The sequence below is a fragment of the Achromobacter sp. CF-sbj1-Ac2-l genome, assembly GCF_052698165.1.
The window spans coordinates 3800394-3821407 of the sequence record NZ_CP199855.1 but is presented as its reverse complement, the minus strand read 5'-3'; the positions used below and the strand labels follow the sequence as shown (position 1 = coordinate 3821407).

Here is a 21014-nt window from a genome sequence, read left to right as displayed (position 1 = left end):
GGGAAGTCTTTCTTTTCGTAGGGAAAAGGAACCATTTCAATAACGAGAAACATTAACATCTGGCTCTTCAAAATTCATCAAGGGGAGCCACGTCGATGTTTGATCCTGCCATGTCCCGCCGCGCCAGCCTGGCGGCGGCGTTGAGCCTGCTGCCGGCCGCGCTGGTCGCGCAGTCCGCGCCCGTCGAACCGACCACGTTGCCGTCGGTCAAGGTGGAAGGCAGCGCCGAGACGGCGACCAGCCCGGTGCTGGGCTACGCGGCCACGCGTTCGGCCACGGCCACCAAGACGGATACGCCGCTGAACGAGACGGCGCAGTCGATCACCGTGGTGCCGCGCGACCAGATCGTGGACCAGGGCGCCACCAGCCTGCAGGAGGCGCTCGGCTATGCGGCGGGGGTACGTTCCGATGCGTATGGGCTGGATTCGCGCAGTGACAGCGTGCGGGTGCGCGGGACCGACGTCGACGTCTATCTGGACGGCATGCGTCAGGCGTTCGATTATTACACCAGCACGACCCGCCCCGATCCGTATATGCTGGAACGCATCGAGGTGCTGCGCGGGCCGGCGGCCATGACGTATGGCCAGGGCAGCACGGGCGGCCTGATCAACATGGTCAGCAAGCGCCCGTTGGCCGAGGCGCAGCGCGAGGTCGGCGTGCAGGTGGGCAACCATGGGCGCAAGCAGGCGCAGATCGACCTGACGGGGCCCGTCACCGAGGATGGCCAATGGCTGTACCGCCTGGTGGCGTTGCAGCGCGATGCCGATACCCAGGTGCACCATGTGCCGGACGACCGCACGCTGGTGGCGCCGTCGCTGACCTGGCGACCGAGCGCGGCGACGTCGTTGACGCTGCAGGCGCTGTACCAGAAGGACAAGTCGGGTTCGACCGCGCAGTTCATGCCGTGGTCGGGCATGCGCACGCCGAATCCGAACGGCATGATTCCGACCTATCGCTTCATCGGCGAACCGGACCACGACCGCTACGATTCCGAGCGCCGCAGCTTCGGCTGGCTGTTCGAGCACCAGTTCAACGACAAGTGGTCGTTCAGCCAGGGATTCCGCCACGCCAACAACAAGGTGACGTACTTCACGCACTACGCGGATGCATTTTCGGTGCCCGGCGGCTGGGCGGATGATCCGATCAACCAGCGCATCATCGGCCGCTATGCCGATGACACCATCACCAAGGTGCGCATGGACACGCTGGACCAGCATCTGACGGGCGAGGTGAGCACCGGCGCGGTGACGCACAAGCTGCTGCTGGGGCTGGACTGGTCGCGCTATCGCCGCGACCGCGAGAGCGGCAGCGGCAAGGACACGATCGATGCCTATGATCCGGTGTACGGCAATGGCTATATCCCCGAGCTGACCGGCGAGCCAAGGTTCAACCAGCGCCAGACGGGCATCTACCTGCAGGACCAGATGAAGATCGGTCAGCACTGGATCGTGACGGCGGGCCTGCGGCATGACCGCGCGCGCAGCCAGCTTGAGGGTGGCGAGGCGGACAAGGCTCAGGCCACCACCAAGCGCTTCGGCCTGATGTATGCCGCCAGCAATGGCTGGTCGCCGTACATCAGCTACAGCGAGTCATTCACGCCGGTGGCCGGGACTACGCGCAACACGCCCGACGGCGCGGTGCCCGAGCTGTACAAGCCGCTGCGCGGCAAGCAGTGGGAGGCGGGCGTCAAGTACCAGTCCGCTGACGGCGGCCACCTGGCCACGGCGTCGGTGTACGACCTGCGCGAGAAAAACCGCCTGGTGCCGGATCCGACGGCGGCGTTGAACAACGTCCAGACCGGCAAGACGCGCACGCGCGGCCTGGAGCTGGAATGGCGCGGCCAGGTGACGTCGTCGTTCGACGTGATCGCGCACTACAACTACATCGACCTGGATCCGAAGCTGGAGGGCATTCCGCGCCACCAGGCCGCGGCGTGGGGGCGTTACCGTTTCGCGCTCGACAACCTGGACGGACGCTTCACGGTGGGCGCGGGCACGCGCTGGATGGCGTCGTTCCGCGATGGCGACGGGCCCAAGCTGGCGCCGGTGTGGCTGGTGGACGCCATGATGGCGTACGAGACCAGTCACTGGCGCTACGCCTTGAACGTCAACAACCTGACCGACAAGACCTATCTGGCGACGTGCCTGTCGCGCGGCGATTGCTGGTACGGCGCGCGCCGCAGCGCGATCGCCAGCGTCACCTACAAGTTCTGACGCGGGCGCCGCGCTCGCGCTTTACCGGCCCTGGAAGCGGGGCGCGCGTTTTTCGCGGAAGGCGCGCACGCCTTCCGCGAAGTCCTCGCGCCGCGCGGTGTCCAGGAAGCAGGCGGTCTCTTCGGCCAGTTGCGCTTCCAGCGGGGCGTGCGCGGCGTTGCGCAGCAGGCGCTTGGCGCCGGCGATGCCGTGCGGCGCGTGGCTGGCGAGCTGACTGGCATAGGCCTGCGCCTGTTGCGCGAGCAGGCCGGTGTCGGCGACGCGGTTGAGCAGGCCCCAGCCCAATGCATCGGCGGCGCTGAAGGCGTCGTGGCGCAGCAGCAGGTCGAGCGCGCGGCGCGGGCCGAGCAGGCGGTTCAGGCCATGCGTCATGCCGGCATCGGGCGTGGCGCCGAGCTTCAGGTAGGCCGTCATGAAGCGCGTGTCGGCCTCGGCGATGGCCAGGTCGCAGGCCAGCGCCAGCGACAGGCCGGCGCCGGCCGCGACGCCGTGTATCTGCGCCAGCCACAGCTTGTCCATGCGCGCGACGTGCGCGACGAAATCGTTGAGGGGCGTGAACAGGTCGAGCAGCTTGCCGCGCACCGCGTTGACGTCGCCCTCGAACAGCGTGATGTCGCCGCCGGCGCAAAAGGCCTTGCCGGCGCCGCGCAGCAGCACGACGCGGATGTCGGCGCGGGTATCGAGCCATTGGGCGGCGCGCTGCAGGTCCAGCGCCATGGCGACGTCGATGGCGTTGAGCGTGGCGGGCTGGTTCAGCGTGAGCGTGGCGATGCCGTCGCCGGCTTCCAGCAGCAGGGTGGGAAAGACCGGAAGGGGTGGGTTCATGGCTTGTCTCCGTTATCGGGTAAATACCAACTTTCGATCCAAAAACCACGATGCTATGTTCGGAACCAAGCGCTTGCTCGGTCGCCGTCCGCCACGCAAGCGTAACGCATAGAACGATTTTCCGGCGCTGTACAGCGTAGGTAAAGACAGGTTCGCCGCATCGCCTGCCTCGGGGCTACGCTGATTCACCGCCAATAGAAAAACAGCTTCGCGACCAAAGCGAGGAGACAAAGGTGGATCAATCCGATAGCCCTCCCTTGCTGGAGGTGGATGGGGTCACGTTGGCGTTCGGCGGGGTCAAGGCGCTCACGGGCGTGGGCTTTCGCGTCGCGCCGGGATCCATCACCACGGTCATCGGCCCCAATGGCGCGGGCAAGACCTCGCTGTTCAACACCATCTCGGGTTTCTACCGGCCGGCCGCGGGCACCATCCGCTTCCTGGACCGCGACATCACGCGCGTCGCGGCGCCCGAGCGCGCCCGGCTGGGGCTGGCGCGCAGCTTCCAGAACATCGCGCTGTTCCGCGGCATGACGGTGCTGGACAACATCAAACTGGGGCGCCACGCCCACCTGCGCACCAATGTGCTCGATGCGCTGTTTTACCTGGGCCGGGCGCGGCGCGAGGAGATGGCGCTGCGCGCCGATATCGAAGAACGCATCATCGACTTCCTGGAGATCGACCACATCCGCCATGCGCCGGTGGCGGCGCTGTCGTACGGGCTGCGCAAGCGAGTGGAGCTGGCGCGGGCGCTGGCGATGCAGCCCAGGGTGCTGATGCTGGACGAGCCGGTGGCCGGCATGAACCGCGAGGAGACCGACGACATGGCGCGCTTCATCCTCGATGCGCGCGCCGAGTGGGGCGTGACGGTGCTGATGGTGGAGCACGACATGGGCATGGTGATGGACCTGTCGGACCACGTGGTGGTGCTGAACTTCGGCCAGGTGATCGCCGATGGCACGCCGGCGGCGGTGCAGGCCGACCCAGAGGTCATCAAGGCCTATCTGGGCGCGGGTGACGTCGGCGACCTGCGCCGGCGGCTGCGCGAGGCGGCCTGATGGACGGCCTGTTCTTCCTGGAGGTGACGCTGGCGGGGCTGGGCAGCGGCGGCCTGTACGCGCTGGCGGCGCTGGCGTTCGTGATCGTCTACAAGGCGACGCGCGTGGTGAACATCGCCATCGGCGAATTCCTGATGATGGGCGCCTACGTGTTCTATGCGTTTGCCGCCGGCATGGCCTGGCCGGTGTGGGCGGCGATCGCCGGGGCGGTGGCGCTGTCGGCCGTGCTGGGCGCGCTGGTGGAGCGGGTGACGATCCGGCCGATGCTGGGCGAGTCGCCGATCTCGGTGTTCATGATTACGGTGGGATTGGCGTCGATCCTGGTGGGCGTGGTGGAACTGATCTGGACCGCGGACCAGCGCCGCCTGCCGGAGTTCATGCCGCGCGCGCCGGTGATGGTGGGCGAGGCGTTTGTCGCGCCCAAGGTGTTCTACGGCTTCTGGGTGGCGCTGGCGCTGGTGCTGCTGGTGCTGGCGGTGTTCCGCTACTGGCGCGGCGGGGTGGCCTTGCGCGCCACCGCCTCGGACCAGGGGGCGGCGTATGCGATGGGCATCAACGTGCCGCGGGTGTTTTCGCTGTCGTGGGCGGCGGCGGGCGCGATCGCGGCGGTGTCGGGGGTGATCGTGGGGGCGATCGGCGGCATCTCGTCGTCGATGGGCGTGTTCGGTCTGTCGGTGCTGGTGGTGGTGATCGTGGGCGGGCTGGACAGCGTGGCGGGGGCGCTGGTGGGGGGCATTTTCATCGGGCTGCTGGAGGCCTGGGCCGGCGCCTACCTGGGCGGCGAATACAAACTGCTGGCGACCTTCGTGGTGCTGGTGGCGGTGCTGATGATGCGGCCCTACGGGCTGTTCGGCACGCGCGAAATCGAGAGGCTGTAGCCATGCGCATCGCGACCGCGAAAGAGACCTACCGGGCCGACGAGGCGCTGTTCGACACAACAACCCAGCGGCTGTGGCTGGCGTTGCTGGCGGCGTCGCTGGCCCTGTTCCCGTTCGTGGCCGATGCCTACTGGCTGTACTTGGCGTGCCTGGTGGCGATCAACGTGGCCAGCGCCACGGGGTTGAACATCCTGACGGGCTACACCGGGCTGGTGAGCCTGGGGCAGGCGGCGTTCATGGGGCTGGGCGCGTACACCGTTGCGGTGATGGAACTGCGGCTGGGCACGCCGGTGCTGCTGAATCTGCTTGGCGCCGGCGTGGTGGCGATGCTGGGCGGGCTGCTGGTGGGGATTCCGTCGCTGCGGGTCAAGGGGCTGTACCTGGCGATCTCGACCATCGCGGCGTCTTTCATCGCGCACTTCGTGTTCGCGAATTGGGCCTTCACGGGCGGCACGGGCGGGCTGCAGGTGCCGCCGGCGCGGCTGCTGGGGATCGATCTGGACACGTCGTTCAAGATCTACTGGCTGATCGTGCCGTTGACGGCGCTGATGGTGCTGGGCGCGGCCAACCTGTTCCGCACGCGCATCGGCCGCGCGTTCATCGCGATCCGTGACCGCGACATTTCCGCCGAGGTGCTGGGCATCCACCTGCTGCGCTACAAGCTGCTGTCGTTCGGGCTGTCGTCGTTCTATGCGGGCGTGGCGGGCGGCCTGTGGGCGTATTTCTTCCGCGTGGTCACGCCGGAGAGCTTTCCGCTGATCATGTCGATCTTCTTCCTGGCCGCGATCATCGTGGGTGGCATGGGGTCGATCCTGGGATCGATCCTGGGCGCCGTGTTCATGACCATGGTGCCCGAACTGCTCAAGCTGGTGGTGGGCTGGCTGCCGGTGGGGGGCGATGCCCTGCGGCTGATCTCGCCGGTGCGCACCATTGTGTTCGGCCTGCTGATCGTGGGCTTTCTGATCTTCGAGCCGCACGGGCTCGCGGAAATCTGGCGCCGCGTGCGCCGCTACTTCCATCTGTGGCCATTCCGCACCTAGACGGGGGCCGCGTATTCCCAAGAGAACCAGGAGACGAAACCATGAAGCGCATCCGGATAGGCAGCGGTTTATCGAAGTTGCTGGCGCCCTTGGGCGTGGCATTGGCGCTGGCCGCGGCGCCGGCGGCCCAGGCCGAGGAGGACCTGGTGCTGGGCGGCTCGATCCCGCTGAGCGGGGTGTTCGCGTTCGCCGGGCAGGGCATCCATGCCGGCATCACCGACTACGTCAAGATCGTCAACGACCAGGGCGGCATCAAGGGCCGCAAGCTGCGCTACGTGCCGGAGGACACCGCCTACAAGGTGGATGCTTCGGTGGCGGCCTTCAAGAAGATCACCAGCCAGAACAAGGTCAATTTCTACTATGGCGATTCGACCGGGTTCTCCAAGACCATCAATGCCGAGCTGAACCGTTCGGGCAACATCCTGATGACGGGCGCGTCGTTCGCCACCGAGCTGAATGACCCGGCCCAGTATCCGGCGCAGTTCATGCTGGGGCCGGACTACACGGAGATGTTCGGCATCCTGCTGCGCTACATCGCCAAGGAGAAGCCGGGCGCCAAGGTGGCGTTCGTGTATTCGGACACGGAGTTCGGCCGCGACCCGATCGCCAGCTCGCGCGCGGTGGCGCAGAAGCTGGGGCTGACGGTGGCCACCGAGATCATGACGCCGCCGGGCAGCGTCGACGTGTCGACCGAGGTCATCAAGCTGCGCCGCGCCGATCCGGACTTCACCATTTTCCATGGCTACGTGCTGGCGCCGATTCCCGAGTTCGTCGGGCAGGGCAAGCGCATGGGACTGAAGACGCGCTACATGGGCACGTTCTGGACCATGGACAACTCCACCGTGATGCAGATGGGCGAGGACGCCGAGGGCTTCATGGGCGTGATGCCGTACCGCTATTACTACGACGAGACGGCCGACGCGCCGATGCTCAAGAAGATCCGCGAGATGCGGCCGCAATACCAGAGCACCGGCTACATGCAGGGCTTCCTGGCGGCGATGCTGTTCACCGAGGTGGCCAAGCGCACGCTGGAGGCGGGCAAGGATCTGACCAGCGCCAACATGAAGGCGGCGCTGGAGGGCATCAAGGACTTCGACACCGGCGGGCTGATCGGCGTGCCGATCAGCATCAAGGGCAATTCGATTCCGGTGGGCCGGATCTACCGCGCCGATACCAAGCAGAAGCAGATGGTGCCGGCTTCCGACTGGATCGTGCTGCAGTGAGGCGCCCGTGAATCCCGGACACGCCGCGTCGCCATCCACGGTGCTGGACATCAACAACATCGAGGTGGTCTACAACAAAGCGGTGCAGGTGCTGCGCGGCCTGTCGCTGTCGGTGCCGGCCGGCGCCATCGTGGCCCTGCTGGGCAGCAACGGCGCCGGCAAGTCGACCACGCTGAAGGCGGTGTCGCGCCTGCTCGACCTGGAGGACGGCGAACTCGCGCGCGGGCGCATCCTGTTCGACGGCGGCGACACCGCCGGCGCGCGGCCGCAGAACCTGGTGCGCGCCGGACTGGCGCATGTGATGGAAGGGCGCCGCGTGTTCGAGGACCTGTCGGTCGAGGAGAACCTGGTGGCGGCGACCTACGCGCTGAGCGGCAGGCCGGGCGCCAAGGCCGACTTCGATCTGGTGTATGGCTATTTCCCGCGCCTGTACGAGCGTCGCCGCGGACTGGCGGGCTATCTGTCGGGCGGCGAGCAGCAGATGCTGGCGATCGGGCGGGCGCTGATCGCGCAGCCCAAGCTGATGCTGCTGGACGAGCCGTCGCTGGGCTTGTCGCCGATGCTGGTGGAAACCATTTTTTCCATCATCGCCCGCATCAATCGCGAACAGGGGGTGTCGATGTTGCTGGTCGAGCAGAACGCGTCCGTGGCGCTGGCGGTGGCGCACTACGGCTACATCATGGAGACGGGCAAGGTGGTGATCGACGGCACGGCCGAGAAGCTCGCGGCCGATCCCGACGTGCGCGAGTTCTACCTGGGCGTGGGCGGCGCGGGCGAGGCGCGCGGCTTTCGCGACATCAAGCACTACAAGCGCCGCAAGCGCTGGCTGTCATGAACGGGCCGATCGACCCTGGCTCGGCCGGAGAGGCCTGGCCGGCGCTGACCTTGCCGCAGATGCTGCGCGAACAGGCGCGGCGCCAGCCGGATGGCATCGCGGTGCGACAGAAGGACTTTGGCATCTGGCAGCCGGTGTCGTGGTCGCAGTATTGGCGCCGCGCCTGCCGCGTGGGGCTGGGGCTGCGGGCCGCCGGACTGTCGCGCGGCGGCCGGGTCGCGATCGTGGCGGACAATCGCCTGGAATGGCTGTTGGCGCAACTGGGCGCGGGCGCGGTCGGCGGCGTGGCGGTGGGTGTTTATGCGACCAGCCCGGCCGAGGAAATGGGCTATGTGCTGGAGCATGCCGACGTCGAACTGGTGGTGTGCGAGGACCAGGAGCAGACCGACAAGGTGCTGCAGGTGGCGCACCGGCTGCCGCTGTTGCGGCGCATCGTGGTGATGGAGACCAAGGGGCTGCGTTCCTACGCGCCGGCCGAACGCGCGCGCATCATCGCATTCGCCGAGCTGGAGGCCGACGGCCAGCGGCTGGAGGCGGAAGGGTTGCAGGCGTTGAATGAGTTGCTGGACACGCAGGGGCTGGATGACCTGGGCCTGATGATCTACACCTCGGGTTCGACCGGCAAGCCCAAGGGCGCGATGCTCAGTTACCGCAACATGCGCGGCGTGGCCCCCGGCATTGCCGAGCGGCTGGGCATGGATGCGCGCAGCGTGCATCTGTCGTACCTGCCGCTGTGCCACGTGGCCGAGCAGATGCTGTCGACCTTCGTGCCGATCTACCTGGGCGCGCAGGTCAATTTCGGTGAATCGATTCGCACCGTGCAGGAGGATCTGCGCGAAGTGGCGCCGACCGTATTCCTGGGCGTGCCGCGCATCTGGGAGAAGCTGCACGCGTCGATCTCGATCAAGATGCAGGAGGCCGGGCGCCTGCAACGCTGGCTGTATCGGCGGGCCATGGCGGCCTGCGCGCCGTTCGCGGAAAAGTCGGCGCGCCAGCGCAATGCGGGCGAACGGCTGACCTACGCCTTGTGGTACTGGCTGGTGTTGCGGGCCCTGCAGAACTTCATCGGCCTGCGGCGCGTGCGGGTGGCGATGACGGGGGCGGCGCCGATCGCGCCCGAGGTGGTGCGCTACTTCCGCAATCTCGGCGTGCCGCTGGTGGAGGTGTATGGCCTGACCGAGTCGACCGGCATGATCTTCGGCCAGCATCCGGACCGCGTGAAGGGGGGCACGGTGGGCGAGCCGATCCTGGGCGTCGAATGGCGCCTGGGCGAGGCGGGTGAATTGCAGGTGCGCGGCGAGATGGTGTTCGCGGGCTACTACAAGAACGACGCCGCCACCGCCGACACGGTGCGCGACGGCTGGCTGCACACGGGCGACGTGGCCGCGGTGCGGGACGGCCAACTGCGCATCGTCGATCGCCTGAAGGACATCATGATCACGGCGGGCGGCAAGAATCTGACGCCATCCGAGATCGAGAATGCGGTCAAGAGCAGTCCGTACGTGAAGGAATGCGTGATCGTCGCCGACGGCCGGCGCTACGTGGCGGCGCTGATCCAGCTTGAGTTCGAGACGGTCGGCAAGTGGGCGGAATCGCAGCGCATCGCCTTCACCCATTTCCGCTCGCTGGCCGAATGCGGGCAGGTGCGCGAGCTGGTGGCGGGCGAGGTGGCGCGCGCCAATGCGGGGTTGGCGCCCGTGGCGCAGATCAAGCGCTTCCATCTGCTGACCAAGGAACTGGACCATGACGATGGCGAGGTGACGGCGACCATGAAGGTGCGGCGCGCCAGCATCTATCGCAGCTATGCGGATGAGATCGAACGGCTGTACGCCGAGGAGACGCCGGCATGAACGAAGCGGTGATCGTGGAAGCGGTGCGCACGCCGTTTGGGCGGCGCGGCGGCTGGTGGGCCGATACCCGGCCCGATGACTTGCTGGCCATTGCCATCCAGGGCGTGCTGGCCCGCGCCGGCCTGCCGGCGGAGCAGGTGGACGACGTGTTGGCGGGCTGCGTCAGCCAGGCGGGCGAGCAGGGCGCCAACATCGGCCGCCTGGCCGCGCTGCTGGCGGGCCTGCCGGACACGGTGCCGGGCGTGGCGTTGAACCGCATGTGCGGATCGAGCCAGCAGGCGGTGCATTTCGGGGCGCAGGCGATTGTCGCGGGCGATATGCGCTACGTGGTGGCCGGTGGCGTCGAGAGCATGAGCCGCGTGCCGATGTTCCTGGACGTGACGCTGGGACAGCGCGAGTTCCGCGGCTTTGAGTCGCTCAACCCCGGACTATTGCGGCGCTATCCGCTGATTCACCAGATCGAGAGCGCCGAGCGCATCGCCGAGCAATGGCAGTTGAGCCGCGAAGAACTGGACGCCTGGTCGATGCAAAGCCATGCCCGCGCCTGGCAGGCGGCCAGCGCGGGGCGCCATGCCGAACTGTTGCCGGCCCCGGCTGGCGCGCCGACGCGCGACGAAGGCATCCGCGAGCACGCCGACCCCGCCAAGATGGCGGCGTTGGCGCCGGCCATGCGCGCGCCCGGCCTGGGCAAGGTGACGGCGGCGCAGGCCAGCCAACTGGCCGATGGCGCCGCGGCGGTGCTGCTGGCCGATCGCGCCGTGGCGCTGGCCGACGGGCTGCGGCCGCAGGCGCGGTTCCGCGCGCGGGTGGCGATCGGCTCGGATCCTGTGTTGCAACTGACCGGTGTCATCCCCGCGACCGAACGCGCCCTGGCGCACGCCGGCCTGCAACTGGCGGATATCGACTGGATCGAGATCAACGAGGCTTTCGCCAGCGTCGTGCTGGCCTGGCTGAAAACGCTGGGCGCCGATCCGTCGAAGGTCAATCCGTGGGGCGGCGCCATCGCCCACGGCCATCCGCTGGGCGCGACCGGCGCGGCGTTGATGGCCAAGATGCTGGCGGGGCTGCGCGCCACCGATGGCCGCTTCGGCCTTCAGGTCATGTGCATCGGACACGGCATGGCGACAGCGACGATCATCGAACGCCTATGAATCGGATCGGCAGGCAAGGGTCGGGCGCGATGCTGGCCGGGCATGAGGACGGCGCGGAATCGCTGCGTCGCGCCGAAGTGATCCTGACCGCGGCCCGCCTGTTTCGCAAGCACGGCTACGAGCGCACCACGGTGCGCGAGCTCGCGCGCGCCGTGGGACTGCAGTCCGGCAGCCTGTTCCACCATTTCCGCAGCAAGGAGGAAATCCTGGTGGCGGTGATGAACAACGGCATTCAGGAAGTGCTGGATGCCGGCCGCCAGGCCCTGGCGTTGTACCCGGCGCCAGCCGACCGGCTGGCGGCGCTGTTCCGCGTGCACATGTGGAGCATGTTGCACGGCGCCGGCGGCGACGCGATGAATGCGCTGGTCTACGAGTGGCGCAGCCTGTCGGCGCCCAGCCAGGCCAGCGTCAAGGTGCTGAGCGACCGTTACGAGGCGATGTGGCAGGACGCAGTGGCGGCGGCGGTGGCCGCCGGCCTGCTGCGCGGCGATGCGCGCGTGATCAAGCGTTGCGTGCTGGGCGCGATGAATCTGACGGTGCAGTGGTACAAGCCCGAGGGCCGGCTGCGCCCCGCCGCGTTCATCGATGAGATGCTGCGGGCCAGCCTGCCGACGTTGCCGGAGGGGGCGGGGCGCTGGCCGGTGGGCTGAAGCGCCTGGCGGGTCAGGCGCTGCCCGGCCAGTAGTGGCTGTCCGGCAGCGCGCGCGCGCCGAATATCGCCTGGCCGACGCGCACCAGGGTGGCGCCTTCCTCGATGGCGATCTCGAAGTCGCCGGACATGCCCATCGACAATTCGTCCAGGCGGATGCCGGCGGGCGCCTCCTGGCGCAGACGGTCGCGCAGGCCGCGCAGCAGCACGAAGCACTGGCGCACGCGCTCGGCCTCGCTGGAGAACAGCGCCAGCGTCATGAAGCCGCGCACGCGCAGCGCGGAGTAGGCCGGCAGCGCCTGGAGGAAGGCCGCCACGTCGTCGGGCGCCAGTCCATACTTGCTGGGCTCGCCGGAGGTGTTGACCTGCACGAATACGTCCAGCGCGCGGCCCTCGGCCTGCAGGCGCCGGTCCAGCGCCTCGGCCAGCCGCAGGCTGTCGAGCGCCTGGAATTCGGTCGCGAACTGCGCGACCAGCTTGGCCTTGTTGGTCTGCAGGTGGCCAATGACCGACCAGCGCAGATCGGCCAGGTCGGTGGTGTTCTGCCATTTGCGGTGCGCTTCCTGCACCTTGTTCTCGCCCAGCAGGCGGCAGCCGGCGGCGTAGGCCAGCCGGATGCGGGATTCGTCCATGGTCTTGCTGACCGGCAGCAATTGCACGCTGGCCGGATCGCGCCCGACGCGATCGCAGGCGGCCGCCATGCGGGCGCGGATCGTCGCCAGGTTGTGCTGGAAATCCTCGACGCTGAGGGCCTGCGGATAGCGGCCATGCTGGTCGTGCCGGGTCTGGGTGTCGCCGTCGGCTGGCGTGGCCGCGGCGCTGTCGGGGCAAGTCGTCATCATTTCACCAGTTGCTTGTGCGCGGGGTCGGAACGCGTCGATGCAGTGTAACGGGCCGCGCGCCGCGGCAGGCGCCCATTGAGCAGGGCGTGCGCCAGCAGGCCGATCACAAGGCCCCAGAAGGCGCCGCCGATGCCGAACAGCTTGATGTTGGCGGCGGCTGCCAGGAAGGTGATGAGCGAGGCCTCGCGCGATTTGGCGTCGGCCAGCGCGCTGGCCAGGCTGCCGCCGATGGTGCCCAGCAGGGCCAGGCCCGCCAGTGTCGTGATGAAGGTCGCGGGCAGCGCCATGAACACGGCGGCCAGCGTCACGCCGAAGATGCCGACCAGGATGTAGAAGACGCCCGCGGCGATGCCGGCGATCCAGCGCTTGGACGGGTCGTCGTGCGCTTCGCGGCCGGTGCAGATGGCGGCGGTGATGGCGGCCAGGTTGAAGGCGTGCGAGCCGAACGGCGCCATCAGCAGGGAGCCCAGGCCGGTGAGGGTGACGATGGGATTGGCGCTGGTCTTGAAGCCGTCGTTGCGCAGCACCAGCATGCCGGGCATGTACTGGCCCGTCAGCGTGATGAGGAACAGCGGCAGCGCCACACTCAACAGTCCATTGAGCGAAAACTCGGGCGCCGTGAAGACGGGGGCGGCGAACTCCAGCCGCAGCCCCGACAGGTCGACCCGGTCCTGCGCCAGCAGCAGCGCCAGGCCGGACACCAGGATACCGACCACGGCGTAGCGCGCGGTGTAGCGCTTGAGCGCGACGTAGGCCAGGATCAGCCAGCCCACCAGCAGCGGGTCCAGGCTCATGCCGCCGAAGGCGCCGATGCCGAAGGGCAGCAGGATGCCGGCCAGCAGGCCGGCGGCGACGCCCGGAGGAATCAGGCGGATGGCCTTGTCGAAACAGCCGGACAGCCCGAGCAGGACGAAGGCGGCGGCCGAGACCAGGTAGGCGCCGATGGCCTCGGCATACGGCGTGGTCGCCAGGGCCGTGACCAGGAAGGCGGCGGCGGGCGTGGACCAGGCGGTGATGACCGGTTCGCGGCTGAGCCAGCTCAGCACGATGCCGGTGATGCCCACGCCGATCGACACCGACCAGACCCAGGAGGCCGTGAGCGCCGGACTGAGGCCGGCGACCTTGGCGGCCTGGAACACCAGGATGAAGGTGCCGCCGTAGTTGACGATGACCGAGATCAGGCCGGCGACGATGGGGTGGACGAGGTCGCGCGGGAACAGGGAAGAGGCGCTAGGCGATGACATGGGGGCGGTGGGAAGCGGGAAAGGTTGAATGGCAGACCACTTTGTAGCGCGGCATTGGACTGTCAAGGCAGTACACTTTGGTAATGCGTGCCAGACCACTTTTTCGCTGCGACGACTTCTGCCTCGCCTGGAATGGCAGGCTGCCAGTAACCCTTTCATCGCCCGCGGGCAGACCCCATGAGCAAGACCTTCGCGCTTGAGACGCTGAAAATCCGTATGGGCGACGCCGACCTGGCGCCGCTCGACCTGCACTTGCGCATCCAGCGCGCCTTGCGCGCGCTGGTGCTGGACGGCGACCTGGATCCCGGCGTGAAGCTGCCCGCCACCCGCGCGCTGGCGCAGTTGCTGGGGGTGGCCCGCGACACGGTCGAGAATGCCTACGTGCAGTTGCAGCGCGACGGTTTCATCGCGCGGCGCAAGGGCTCGGGCAGCTATGTGTCCGAGACCATCGGCACCGAACTGCGCGGTTCGGCGCGGCGCCGCGCCCCGCAGCGCGAACGCCGGGCGACGGCGCAACCGTCCGCGCCGGCGGCCGGCCTGAGCCGGCGCGGCCGCGCGATCTTCGACAGCGGCGGCGTGACCGACCAGCAGACGATCCAGGCGTTCGCCACCGGGCTGCCCGAGACCCGCACCTTCCCGACGGACGTGTGGGAGCGCTTGCAGCGGCAGGTGATGAAGGACCATCGCGGCCATGTGCTGCTGCACGGCGATCCCCAGGGCGCCGAGCCCTTGCGCCGCGCGATCGCGACTTATCTGAACCTGGAGCGCGGCGCCCGGATCCGTGCCGAGCAGATCGTGGTGCTCAGCAGCACGCGGCAGGCGCTGTTCCTGTGCGCGCAGTTGCTGGCGGATGCCGGCAAGCCGATCCTGCTGGAGAACCCGGGCTACTTCGGCGCCCGCAAGGCGTTCGAGTTCGCCGAGGCCAGGGTGGTGCCGATCGACGTCGATGCGCACGGGATCCGCACCGACCTGCTGCGGGCCGACCGCAGCGGCGCCAGTTGCGTCTATGTGACGCCGTCGCACCAGTATCCGACCGGGGCGACGCTGTCGCTGGAGCGGCGGTTCGACCTGATCCGCTGGGCGGCCGAAAACGGCAAGTGGATCATCGAGGATGATTACGACAGCGAATTCCACTACGACGGCCTGCCGACCGCGTGCGTACAAGGCCTGGATCGGCACGGCCGCACGATCTACCTGGGCACCTTCAGCAAGACGCTCTATCCGGGGTTGCGGATGGGCTACATGGCGCTGCCGGACGAGCTGGTCGGCGCCTTCAGCCGCGCGCGCAGCATCGTCGACGGCCATACACCGCAGGTCCTGCAACTGACGCTGGCGCGCTTCATGGCCGATGGCCATTACAACGCCCACGTGCGCGCCATGCGCAAGCTGTACGCGGCGCGGCGCGAGGCCATGCTGGACGCGGTCGGAAAGCATCTGGCGGGCGTGGCGCGCGCGCTGCGTCCCGAAGGCGGACTGCAGGTGCCGTGCCTGCTGGAGCCGGGATGGTCCGAGGCCGACACCATCCGCCGCGCCGCGCAGGCGGGGCTGGTGCTGCCAGGCCTGGCGCGGTTGTATGCGGATACGCCCGCGCTGCAAGGTTGGCTGCTGGGCTATGCCTCGCTCAGCGCGCATGAGATCGACCTGGCCATGCGGCGCCTGGCGGTCGCGATAAGGAAGAAGGGGTAGGGTGGGCATGGCGCCGCGGAGGGCGGTCGCTTGTGGACGGCCCGAGGCGCGGGATCAGCCCTTGCGCTTGAGGAAGGCGCCGACCCCGCAGGCCACGGCGATCGCCAGCAGGGCGCCGGCGATGGTCAGGAGGAAATCGGCTTCGCCACGGTAGCCGCCGCCGGTCACGCCGCCGGCAACGCTGCCCATCCAGATCACCGCGGTGACCAGCGTGCCGGTCAGGGCCAGCGCCGTGGCCAGGCACAGCGCGATGAACAGCGGCGTGCGCCGCGCGGGCGCGGGGCCCGTGGCGTAGCCGCCGCGGCCGCGGCCGCGGCGGGGTTGCATCACCATGAAGAACAGCGCCGCAACCACCGCCGCCAGCATCAGGATCTTGACGATCATGATGCCGCCCGCGTCTTAGTCTTCACGGCGCAGGTGCGGGAAGAGGATGACGTCGCGGATGCTGGGGCTGTCGGTCAGCAGCATGACCAGGCGGTCGATGCCGATGCCGCAGCCGCCCGTCGGGGGCATGCCATATTCCAGCGCGCGGATGTAGTCGGCGTCGTAGTACATCGCTTCCTCGTCGCCGGCGTCCTTGGCCTCGACCTGCGAGCGGAAACGCTCGGCCTGGTCTTCGGGGTCGTTCAGCTCGGAGAAGCCGTTGGCGATCTCGCGGCCGGTCATGAACAGCTCGAAGCGCTCGGTGATGCCCTCGCGGGTGTCGGAGGCGCGCGCCAGCGGCGACACTTCGACCGGGTAGTCGATGATGTAGGTCGGGTTCCACAGCTTGGCTTCAGCCGTTTCCTCGAACAGCGCGAGCTGCAGCGCGCCCAGGCCGGCGCGCGCCAGCACCGGGCCGTCGGCGTCGGCGCCCAGCTTCTTGAGTTCGGCGCGCACGAAGGCCGGGTCGTCCAGTTGCGCCTGGGTGTAGCCCGGGGCGTACTTGAGGATGGCTTCGCAGATGGTCAGGCGGTCGAACGGCTTGGACAGATCCAGCTCGCGTTCCTGGTAGGTCAGCACGGCGCTGCCGGTGGCCGAGATGGCGGCCTGGCGGATCAGTTCCTCGGTGAAGTCCATCAGCCAGCGGTAGTCCGCGAAGGCCGCGTAGAACTCCATCATCGTGAATTCCGGATTGTGGCGCGGGCTCACGCCTTCATTGCGGAAGTTGCGGTTGACCTCGAACACGCGTTCGAAGCCGCCGACGATGAGGCGCTTGAGGTAGAGCTCGGGCGCGATGCGCAGGAACATTTCCATGTCCAGCGCGTTGTGGTGCGTGACGAAGGGCTTGGCCGCCGCGCCGCCCGGGATCGGGTGCAGCATGGGCGTTTCGACTTCGAGGAAGCCGGCGTTCAGCATGAACTGGCGGATGCTGCCCACGGCCTTGCTGCGCGCCTCGAAGGTGCGGCGCGTGGCGTCGGTCATGATGAGGTCGACGTAGCGCTGGCGGTAGCGCAGCTCCTGGTCGGCCACGCCGTGGAACTTGTCCGGCAGCGGGCGCAGCGACTTGGACAACAGGCGCGCCGTGGCGGCGTGCACCGACAGTTCGCCCTTGTTGGTCTTGAAGACCGACCCTTCGACCGCGATGATGTCGCCGATGTCCCATTGCTTGAACGCGGCGTAGCTGTCTTCGCCGAGCGTGCCGCGGTCCAGGTAGATCTGGATGCGGCCGGTGCTGTCCTGCAGCGTGGCGAAGCTGGCCTTGCCCATGACGCGCTTGAGCATCATGCGGCCGGCGACCTTGACGGTGACGGGCGCGGCGGCCAGGGCTTCCTGCGTCTGGTCGTCGTACTTGTCGTGCAGGGCCGCGGCGCGGGCGTCGGGGACGAAATCGTTGGGATACGCGACCCCGGTTTCGCGCAGTTTGGCCAGCTTGGCGCGCCGTTCGGCGATCAAGCGGTTTTCATCCTGGGCGGTTGCCGGAGCGGTCGTGTGGTCGGTCATGGTCGGGGGATCAGTCGTAATTGCGGATGTCGTCGATTTCGGTGGCGCCGAAATCGTCGCGATCCAGGTAGGCGAGGATGCGGGAAGCCACGTTGGCGGGCGAGGACAGCTTGCCGGTGGCGTGGAAGTCCTGGAACTTGGCCAGCGCCGGGAAGCTCTTGGGATCGCTGGAACGGATGGCGGCCTGCATGTCGGTGTCGACGATGCCGGGGGCCAGCGAGACGACGCGCGCGCCGTTCTCGCCCTGTTCCTGCTTGACCACGCGCGAGTACATGTCGAGCGCGGCCTTGGTGGCGCAGTACACGCCCCAGCCGGCGTTGGGGTTGCGGCCGGCGCCGGAGGAGATGTTGAGCACGCGGCGGTCGGCCTTGAGGTCTTCGACCGCGGCCAGGAAGCGCGCGGTCAGCAGCATCACGGCCGTGACGTTCAGATTGAAGGCGGCGGCAATCGCCGGACCGTCGATCAGCGCGTCGGTGCCGGACACGGGGTGCACGGTGCCGGCGTTGTTGATCAGCAGGTAACGACGGGCGTCGCGCGGCAGCGCGTCGCAGATGCGGCGCGCGGCCGCTTCGGCCGCGGCCAGGTCCGAGAGGTCCACGGACACCTGTTCAAGCTGCGCGTCCTGCGAGCGGGCGTAGGCGGCCAGCTCGGGGTCTTCGCGGCGCGCCAGGGTGATCAGGCGGGTGCCCGGTTTGGCCAGGCCGCGCGCCATGGCGGCGCCGATGCCGCGCGACGCGCCGGTGAGAATTGCGATGGTGTCGGACATGCGTGAACCCTCGGGGGACGGTGGACGGAAGTATCGCGGAACTTACACGCCTTGCTTGAGGCTGGCCTGGATGAAGGGATCCAGGTCGCCGTCCAGCACTTTCTGCGTGTTGGAGATTTCGACGTTGGTGCGCAGGTCCTTGATGCGGCTCTGGTCCAGCACGTACGAGCGGATCTGGTGGCCCCAGCCCACGTCGGTCTTGGAGTCTTCCAGCTTCTGCTGTTCGGCCATGCGGTTGCGCATTTCCAGTTCGTACAGCTTGGACTTGAGCATCTGCATCGCTTCGGCGCGGTTGCGGTGCTGCGAGCGGTCGTTCTGGCACTGCACCACGATGCCGGTCGGGATGTGCGTCAGGCGCACGGCCGAGTCGGTCTTGTTGATGTGCTGGCCGCCCGCGCCCGAGGCGCGGTAGGTGTCCACGCGCAGGTCGGCCGGGTTCACTTCGACTTCGAAGGAATCGTCGACCTCGGGGTAGACGAACACGCTGGCGAACGAGGTGTGGCGACCGCCCGACGAGTCGAACGGGCTCTTGCGCACCAGACGGTGCACGCCGGTTTCCGTGCGCAGGTAGCCGAAGGCGTACTCGCCTTCGAGCTTGATGGTGGCGGACTTGATGCCGGCCACTTCGCCCTCGGATTCTTCCAGCACTTCGGCCTTGAAGCCCTTGCGCTCGGCGTACTTGAGGTATTGGCGCAGCAGCATCGAGGCCCAGTCCTGCGCTTCCGTGCCGCCCGCGCCCGCCTGGATGTCCAGGAAGCAGTTCAGGGGATCGGCCGGGTTCGAGAACATGCGGCGGAACTCCAGGCTTTCCAGCTTTTCCTGGAAGCCATTGGCGTCCTGCTCGATGGATTCGAGGGTGGCGTCGTCGTTGTCGGCGGCGGCCAGTTCGAACAGTTCGTTGGCGTCGGCCAGGCCCGTGCCGAGCGCGGTGAGGGTCTCGACCACGTCCTCGAGGGATTTCTTTTCACGGCCCAGGTCCTGGGCGTGCTTGGGGTCGTTCCAGACGGCCGGGTCTTCGAGCTCGGCGTTTACGACCTGCAGGCGTTCGGTTTTGGCATCGTAGTCAAAGATACCTCCGTAGAGCCTGTTCGCGCTCCGCGTAGTCGGCGAGGCGGGCTGCGAGCTGGTTCTGACGTTCGGCTTCCATGATGATTCCTGATGACTTTTGTGCGAAACCGGGCATTTTACCGTGTAAGCCGCCATCCCGTCGGGTCCGCTCGCATGCAGGGGGACGGATCGGGCGAAAAAAGGTTTCGCCGAGGTTCCGCCCGATTCTGTCGGATCGTTCTAGGGGTTTGCGCGCAGAGGGCATAGTTGTTCAGTTTTTTGTCAACTACCGGGTTCTAGGCTTGGTCTGCCGGCCCATATGTCCCCGCTGGGGACGCGGGACCGGACAAGCTGCCGGTCCATGACCGGCCTATCCCGTCAGAGGAGGAGACATTGATGGAACACACTATGGCCCCCGGGGTCTCGCCGGCGATCCCGGCGGCTGAGGAGGACCGGATCTATCGCAAAGTGGGGTGGCGGCTGGTGCCGCTGTTGGTCGTCTGCTACGTCGTGGCCTACCTGGACCGCGTCAACGTAGGCTTCGCCAAGCTGCAGATGCTGCAGGAACTCCAGTTCAGCGAGACGGTGTACGGGTTGGGCGCGGGGATATTCTTCATCGGCTATTTCCTGTTCGAGATCCCCAGCAACATCATTCTCCACAAAGTCGGCGCGCGGGTCTGGATCGCGCGCATCATGATCACCTGGGGCATCATCTCGGCCTGCATGATGTTCGTGACCAGCGTGCACATGTTCTATTTCCTGCGCTTCCTGCTGGGCGCGGCCGAGGCGGGTTTCTTTCCGGGCATCATCCTCTATCTGACCTACTGGTATCCGGCCGCCCGGCGCGGGCGCATCACCACCTTCTTCATGACCGCGGTGCCGATGTCCGGCCTGATCGGCGGCCCGATCTCGGGCTGGATCATGAATACGTTCCACGGCGACCATGGCCTGTCGGGCTGGCAATGGCTGTTCCTGCTGGAGGGCATCCCGTCAGTGATCATCGGCGTGCTGGTGCTGATCTACCTGGATGACCGCATCAACAAGGCCAAGTGGCTGACCGCGAACGAGAAGGCGGTGCTGATCCGCAACATCGCGGCCGAGGAGCAGCACAAGGAAGACCCGCCGATCCGCGCCGCGCTGGCGCATCCGCGGGTTTGGGCCATGGCGCTGATCTACTTCTCCTTCGTGATGGGCCTGTACGGCGTAGGGTTCTGGATGCCGACGCTGATCAAGAGCACCGGCGTGCAGAGTCCGCTGGCGATCGGGCTGTTGACGGCCGTGCCGAACCTGTTCGCGGTGATCGGCATGATCCTGATCGCGCGCAACTCCGACCGCAATCGCGAGCGCCGCTGGCACGTGGCGATTCCGGCGCTGTTCGGCGCGCTGGGGCTGCTGTTCTCGGCGATCTGGAGCGGCAACACGGTGCTGGCCATCCTGGCGCTGACGGTGGCCAACATCGGCATCTGCACGGTGCTGCCGCTGTTCTGGAGCCTGCCGACCGCGCTGCTGGGCGGCACGGCCGCCGCCGCCGGGATCGCGCTGATCAACTCGGTGGGCAACCTGGCGGGCTTCGTCAGCCCCTACCTGGTGGGCTGGCTCAAGGACATGACCGGCACCACCAACACAGGCTTGTACATGCTGTCCGCGTGCCTGGTGGTCGGCGCGCTGGTGGCGCTGGCGCAGCCGGCCAGGCTGGTCAACAAATAACGTAGCCGCGCGCGCGGGCCCTGCCGGATGGGGCCGCGAGCGAAACGGGCGCCTCCTCGTGGATGCGCCCGTTTTCTTTT

General features: G+C 67.8%; 18 protein-coding genes. 11 read left to right on the top strand and 7 right to left on the bottom strand.

What is annotated here, in order from left to right:
- The first annotated feature begins 110 nt into the window (after window positions 1–110).
- Window positions 111–2213 (top strand): TonB-dependent siderophore receptor, encoded by a 2103-nt coding sequence (locus ACUDCK_RS17260; protein WP_054502152.1) that lies wholly within the window; start codon window positions 111–113, stop codon window positions 2211–2213.
- 21 nt (window positions 2214–2234) lie between these two features.
- Here the strand turns inward: ACUDCK_RS17260 and ACUDCK_RS17255 are convergent, their stop codons facing one another.
- Window positions 2235–3038 (bottom strand): enoyl-CoA hydratase/isomerase family protein, encoded by an 804-nt coding sequence (locus ACUDCK_RS17255; RefSeq protein WP_175166749.1) that lies wholly within the window; start codon window positions 3036–3038, stop codon window positions 2235–2237.
- Window positions 3039–3295: 257 nt separating this feature from the next.
- On the opposite strand from ACUDCK_RS17255, the gene ACUDCK_RS17250 reads away from it, so the two are divergent.
- The 8 genes from ACUDCK_RS17250 to ACUDCK_RS17215 are packed head-to-tail and all read left to right on the top strand — an operon-like array spanning window position 3296 to window position 11720.
- Window positions 3296–4093 carry an ABC transporter ATP-binding protein gene (locus tag ACUDCK_RS17250; RefSeq protein WP_420867702.1) on the top strand — a complete coding sequence of 266 codons (798 nt, stop codon included), beginning with the start codon at window positions 3296–3298 and terminating at the stop codon, window positions 4091–4093.
- A complete protein-coding gene (locus tag ACUDCK_RS17245) occupies window positions 4093–4971 on the top strand; it encodes a branched-chain amino acid ABC transporter permease (protein ID WP_006386157.1) in 879 nt (292 codons plus the stop codon). Before ACUDCK_RS17250 ends, ACUDCK_RS17245 begins: the two co-directional genes overlap by 1 nt.
- A gap of 2 nt (window positions 4972–4973) precedes the next feature.
- The gene (locus ACUDCK_RS17240; RefSeq protein ID WP_054487154.1) at window positions 4974–6011 is read left to right on the top strand and encodes a branched-chain amino acid ABC transporter permease; all 1038 of its coding nucleotides are present in this window, start codon (window positions 4974–4976) and stop codon (window positions 6009–6011) included.
- A gap of 41 nt (window positions 6012–6052) precedes the next feature.
- Window positions 6053–7234 (top strand): ABC transporter substrate-binding protein, encoded by a 1182-nt coding sequence (locus tag ACUDCK_RS17235; protein WP_175166751.1) that lies wholly within the window; start codon window positions 6053–6055, stop codon window positions 7232–7234.
- A 40-nt stretch (window positions 7235–7274) separates the two neighbouring features.
- A complete protein-coding gene (locus tag ACUDCK_RS17230) occupies window positions 7275–8069 on the top strand; it encodes an ABC transporter ATP-binding protein (RefSeq protein WP_054415813.1) in 795 nt (264 codons plus the stop codon).
- Window positions 8066–9919 (top strand): AMP-dependent synthetase/ligase, encoded by a 1854-nt coding sequence (locus ACUDCK_RS17225; RefSeq protein ID WP_175166752.1) that lies wholly within the window; start codon window positions 8066–8068, stop codon window positions 9917–9919. Before ACUDCK_RS17230 ends, ACUDCK_RS17225 begins: the two co-directional genes overlap by 4 nt.
- Window positions 9916–11070, top strand: a complete 1155-nt coding sequence (locus ACUDCK_RS17220; RefSeq protein WP_064525920.1) for a thiolase family protein — start codon at window positions 9916–9918, stop codon at window positions 11068–11070. The genes ACUDCK_RS17225 and ACUDCK_RS17220 overlap by 4 nt, the downstream gene beginning before the upstream one ends.
- On the top strand, window positions 11067–11720 hold the full coding sequence (locus tag ACUDCK_RS17215) for a TetR/AcrR family transcriptional regulator (RefSeq protein ID WP_175166753.1): 654 nt from the start codon (window positions 11067–11069) through the stop codon (window positions 11718–11720). Before ACUDCK_RS17220 ends, ACUDCK_RS17215 begins: the two co-directional genes overlap by 4 nt.
- A gap of 13 nt (window positions 11721–11733) precedes the next feature.
- Here ACUDCK_RS17215 and ACUDCK_RS17210 read toward each other — a convergent pair whose 3' ends face one another.
- Together ACUDCK_RS17210 and ACUDCK_RS17205 are read right to left on the bottom strand one after the other, a co-directional pair.
- Entirely contained in the window at window positions 11734–12561 is an 828-nt protein-coding gene (locus tag ACUDCK_RS17210; protein ID WP_175166754.1) for a YggS family pyridoxal phosphate-dependent enzyme, read from the bottom strand.
- The gene (locus tag ACUDCK_RS17205) at window positions 12558–13805 is read right to left on the bottom strand and encodes a benzoate/H(+) symporter BenE family transporter (protein WP_054502160.1); all 1248 of its coding nucleotides are present in this window, start codon (window positions 13803–13805) and stop codon (window positions 12558–12560) included. Before ACUDCK_RS17205 ends, ACUDCK_RS17210 begins: the two co-directional genes overlap by 4 nt.
- A 177-nt stretch (window positions 13806–13982) precedes the next feature.
- Between ACUDCK_RS17205 and pdxR the strand changes: the two genes are divergently transcribed.
- Window positions 13983–15491 carry a MocR-like pyridoxine biosynthesis transcription factor PdxR gene (pdxR, locus tag ACUDCK_RS17200; RefSeq protein WP_064525918.1) on the top strand — a complete coding sequence of 503 codons (1509 nt, stop codon included), beginning with the start codon at window positions 13983–13985 and terminating at the stop codon, window positions 15489–15491.
- Window positions 15492–15545: 54 nt separating this feature from the next.
- Here pdxR and ACUDCK_RS17195 read toward each other — a convergent pair whose 3' ends face one another.
- From ACUDCK_RS17195 to prfB, 4 genes are all read right to left on the bottom strand, one after another.
- On the bottom strand, window positions 15546–15875 hold the full coding sequence (locus ACUDCK_RS17195) for a preprotein translocase subunit TatB (RefSeq protein WP_175166755.1): 330 nt from the start codon (window positions 15873–15875) through the stop codon (window positions 15546–15548).
- Between the two features lie 15 nt (window positions 15876–15890).
- The gene (gene lysS, locus ACUDCK_RS17190; protein WP_054445149.1) at window positions 15891–17414 is read right to left on the bottom strand and encodes a lysine--tRNA ligase; all 1524 of its coding nucleotides are present in this window, start codon (window positions 17412–17414) and stop codon (window positions 15891–15893) included.
- A gap of 10 nt (window positions 17415–17424) precedes the next feature.
- Entirely contained in the window at window positions 17425–18180 is a 756-nt protein-coding gene (locus tag ACUDCK_RS17185; RefSeq protein ID WP_064525916.1) for an SDR family oxidoreductase, read from the bottom strand.
- Between the two features lie 42 nt (window positions 18181–18222).
- Window positions 18223–19327, bottom strand: a protein-coding gene (prfB, locus tag ACUDCK_RS17180; protein WP_116792170.1) for a peptide chain release factor 2 whose coding sequence is annotated in 2 segments (ribosomal slippage) — window positions 18223–19245 and window positions 19247–19327 — 1104 coding nt in all. Because the reading frame shifts where the segments join, the coding sequence is not laid out codon by codon here.
- Window positions 19328–19623: 296 nt separating this feature from the next.
- Between prfB and ACUDCK_RS17175 the strand changes: the two genes are divergently transcribed.
- Window positions 19624–20934 (top strand): MFS transporter, encoded by a 1311-nt coding sequence (locus ACUDCK_RS17175; RefSeq protein WP_064525912.1) that lies wholly within the window; start codon window positions 19624–19626, stop codon window positions 20932–20934.
- Window positions 20935–21014 lie beyond the last annotated feature (80 nt).

Excerpts from the sequence above, each read along its gene's own strand:
- ACUDCK_RS17260 (WP_054502152.1), top strand. The coding sequence starts at position 111 with ATGTCCCGCCGCGCCAGCCTGGCGGCGGCGTTGAGCCTGCTGCCGGCC.
- ACUDCK_RS17255 (WP_175166749.1), bottom strand. The coding sequence starts at position 3,038 with ATGAACCCACCCCTTCCGGTCTTTCCCACCCTGCTGCTGGAAGCCGGC.
- ACUDCK_RS17245 (WP_006386157.1), top strand. The coding sequence starts at position 4,093 with ATGGACGGCCTGTTCTTCCTGGAGGTGACGCTGGCGGGGCTGGGCAGC.
- ACUDCK_RS17240 (WP_054487154.1), top strand. The coding sequence starts at position 4,974 with ATGCGCATCGCGACCGCGAAAGAGACCTACCGGGCCGACGAGGCGCTG.
- ACUDCK_RS17235 (WP_175166751.1), top strand. The coding sequence starts at position 6,053 with ATGAAGCGCATCCGGATAGGCAGCGGTTTATCGAAGTTGCTGGCGCCC.
- ACUDCK_RS17225 (WP_175166752.1), top strand. The coding sequence starts at position 8,066 with ATGAACGGGCCGATCGACCCTGGCTCGGCCGGAGAGGCCTGGCCGGCG.
- ACUDCK_RS17220 (WP_064525920.1), top strand. The coding sequence starts at position 9,916 with ATGAACGAAGCGGTGATCGTGGAAGCGGTGCGCACGCCGTTTGGGCGG.
- ACUDCK_RS17215 (WP_175166753.1), top strand. The coding sequence starts at position 11,067 with ATGAATCGGATCGGCAGGCAAGGGTCGGGCGCGATGCTGGCCGGGCAT.
- ACUDCK_RS17210 (WP_175166754.1), bottom strand. The coding sequence starts at position 12,561 with ATGATGACGACTTGCCCCGACAGCGCCGCGGCCACGCCAGCCGACGGC.
- ACUDCK_RS17205 (WP_054502160.1), bottom strand. The coding sequence starts at position 13,805 with ATGTCATCGCCTAGCGCCTCTTCCCTGTTCCCGCGCGACCTCGTCCAC.
- pdxR (WP_064525918.1), top strand. The coding sequence starts at position 13,983 with ATGAGCAAGACCTTCGCGCTTGAGACGCTGAAAATCCGTATGGGCGAC.
- ACUDCK_RS17195 (WP_175166755.1), bottom strand. The coding sequence starts at position 15,875 with ATGATCGTCAAGATCCTGATGCTGGCGGCGGTGGTTGCGGCGCTGTTC.
- lysS (WP_054445149.1), bottom strand. The coding sequence starts at position 17,414 with ATGACCGACCACACGACCGCTCCGGCAACCGCCCAGGATGAAAACCGC.
- ACUDCK_RS17185 (WP_064525916.1), bottom strand. The coding sequence starts at position 18,180 with ATGTCCGACACCATCGCAATTCTCACCGGCGCGTCGCGCGGCATCGGC.
- ACUDCK_RS17175 (WP_064525912.1), top strand. The coding sequence starts at position 19,624 with ATGGAACACACTATGGCCCCCGGGGTCTCGCCGGCGATCCCGGCGGCT.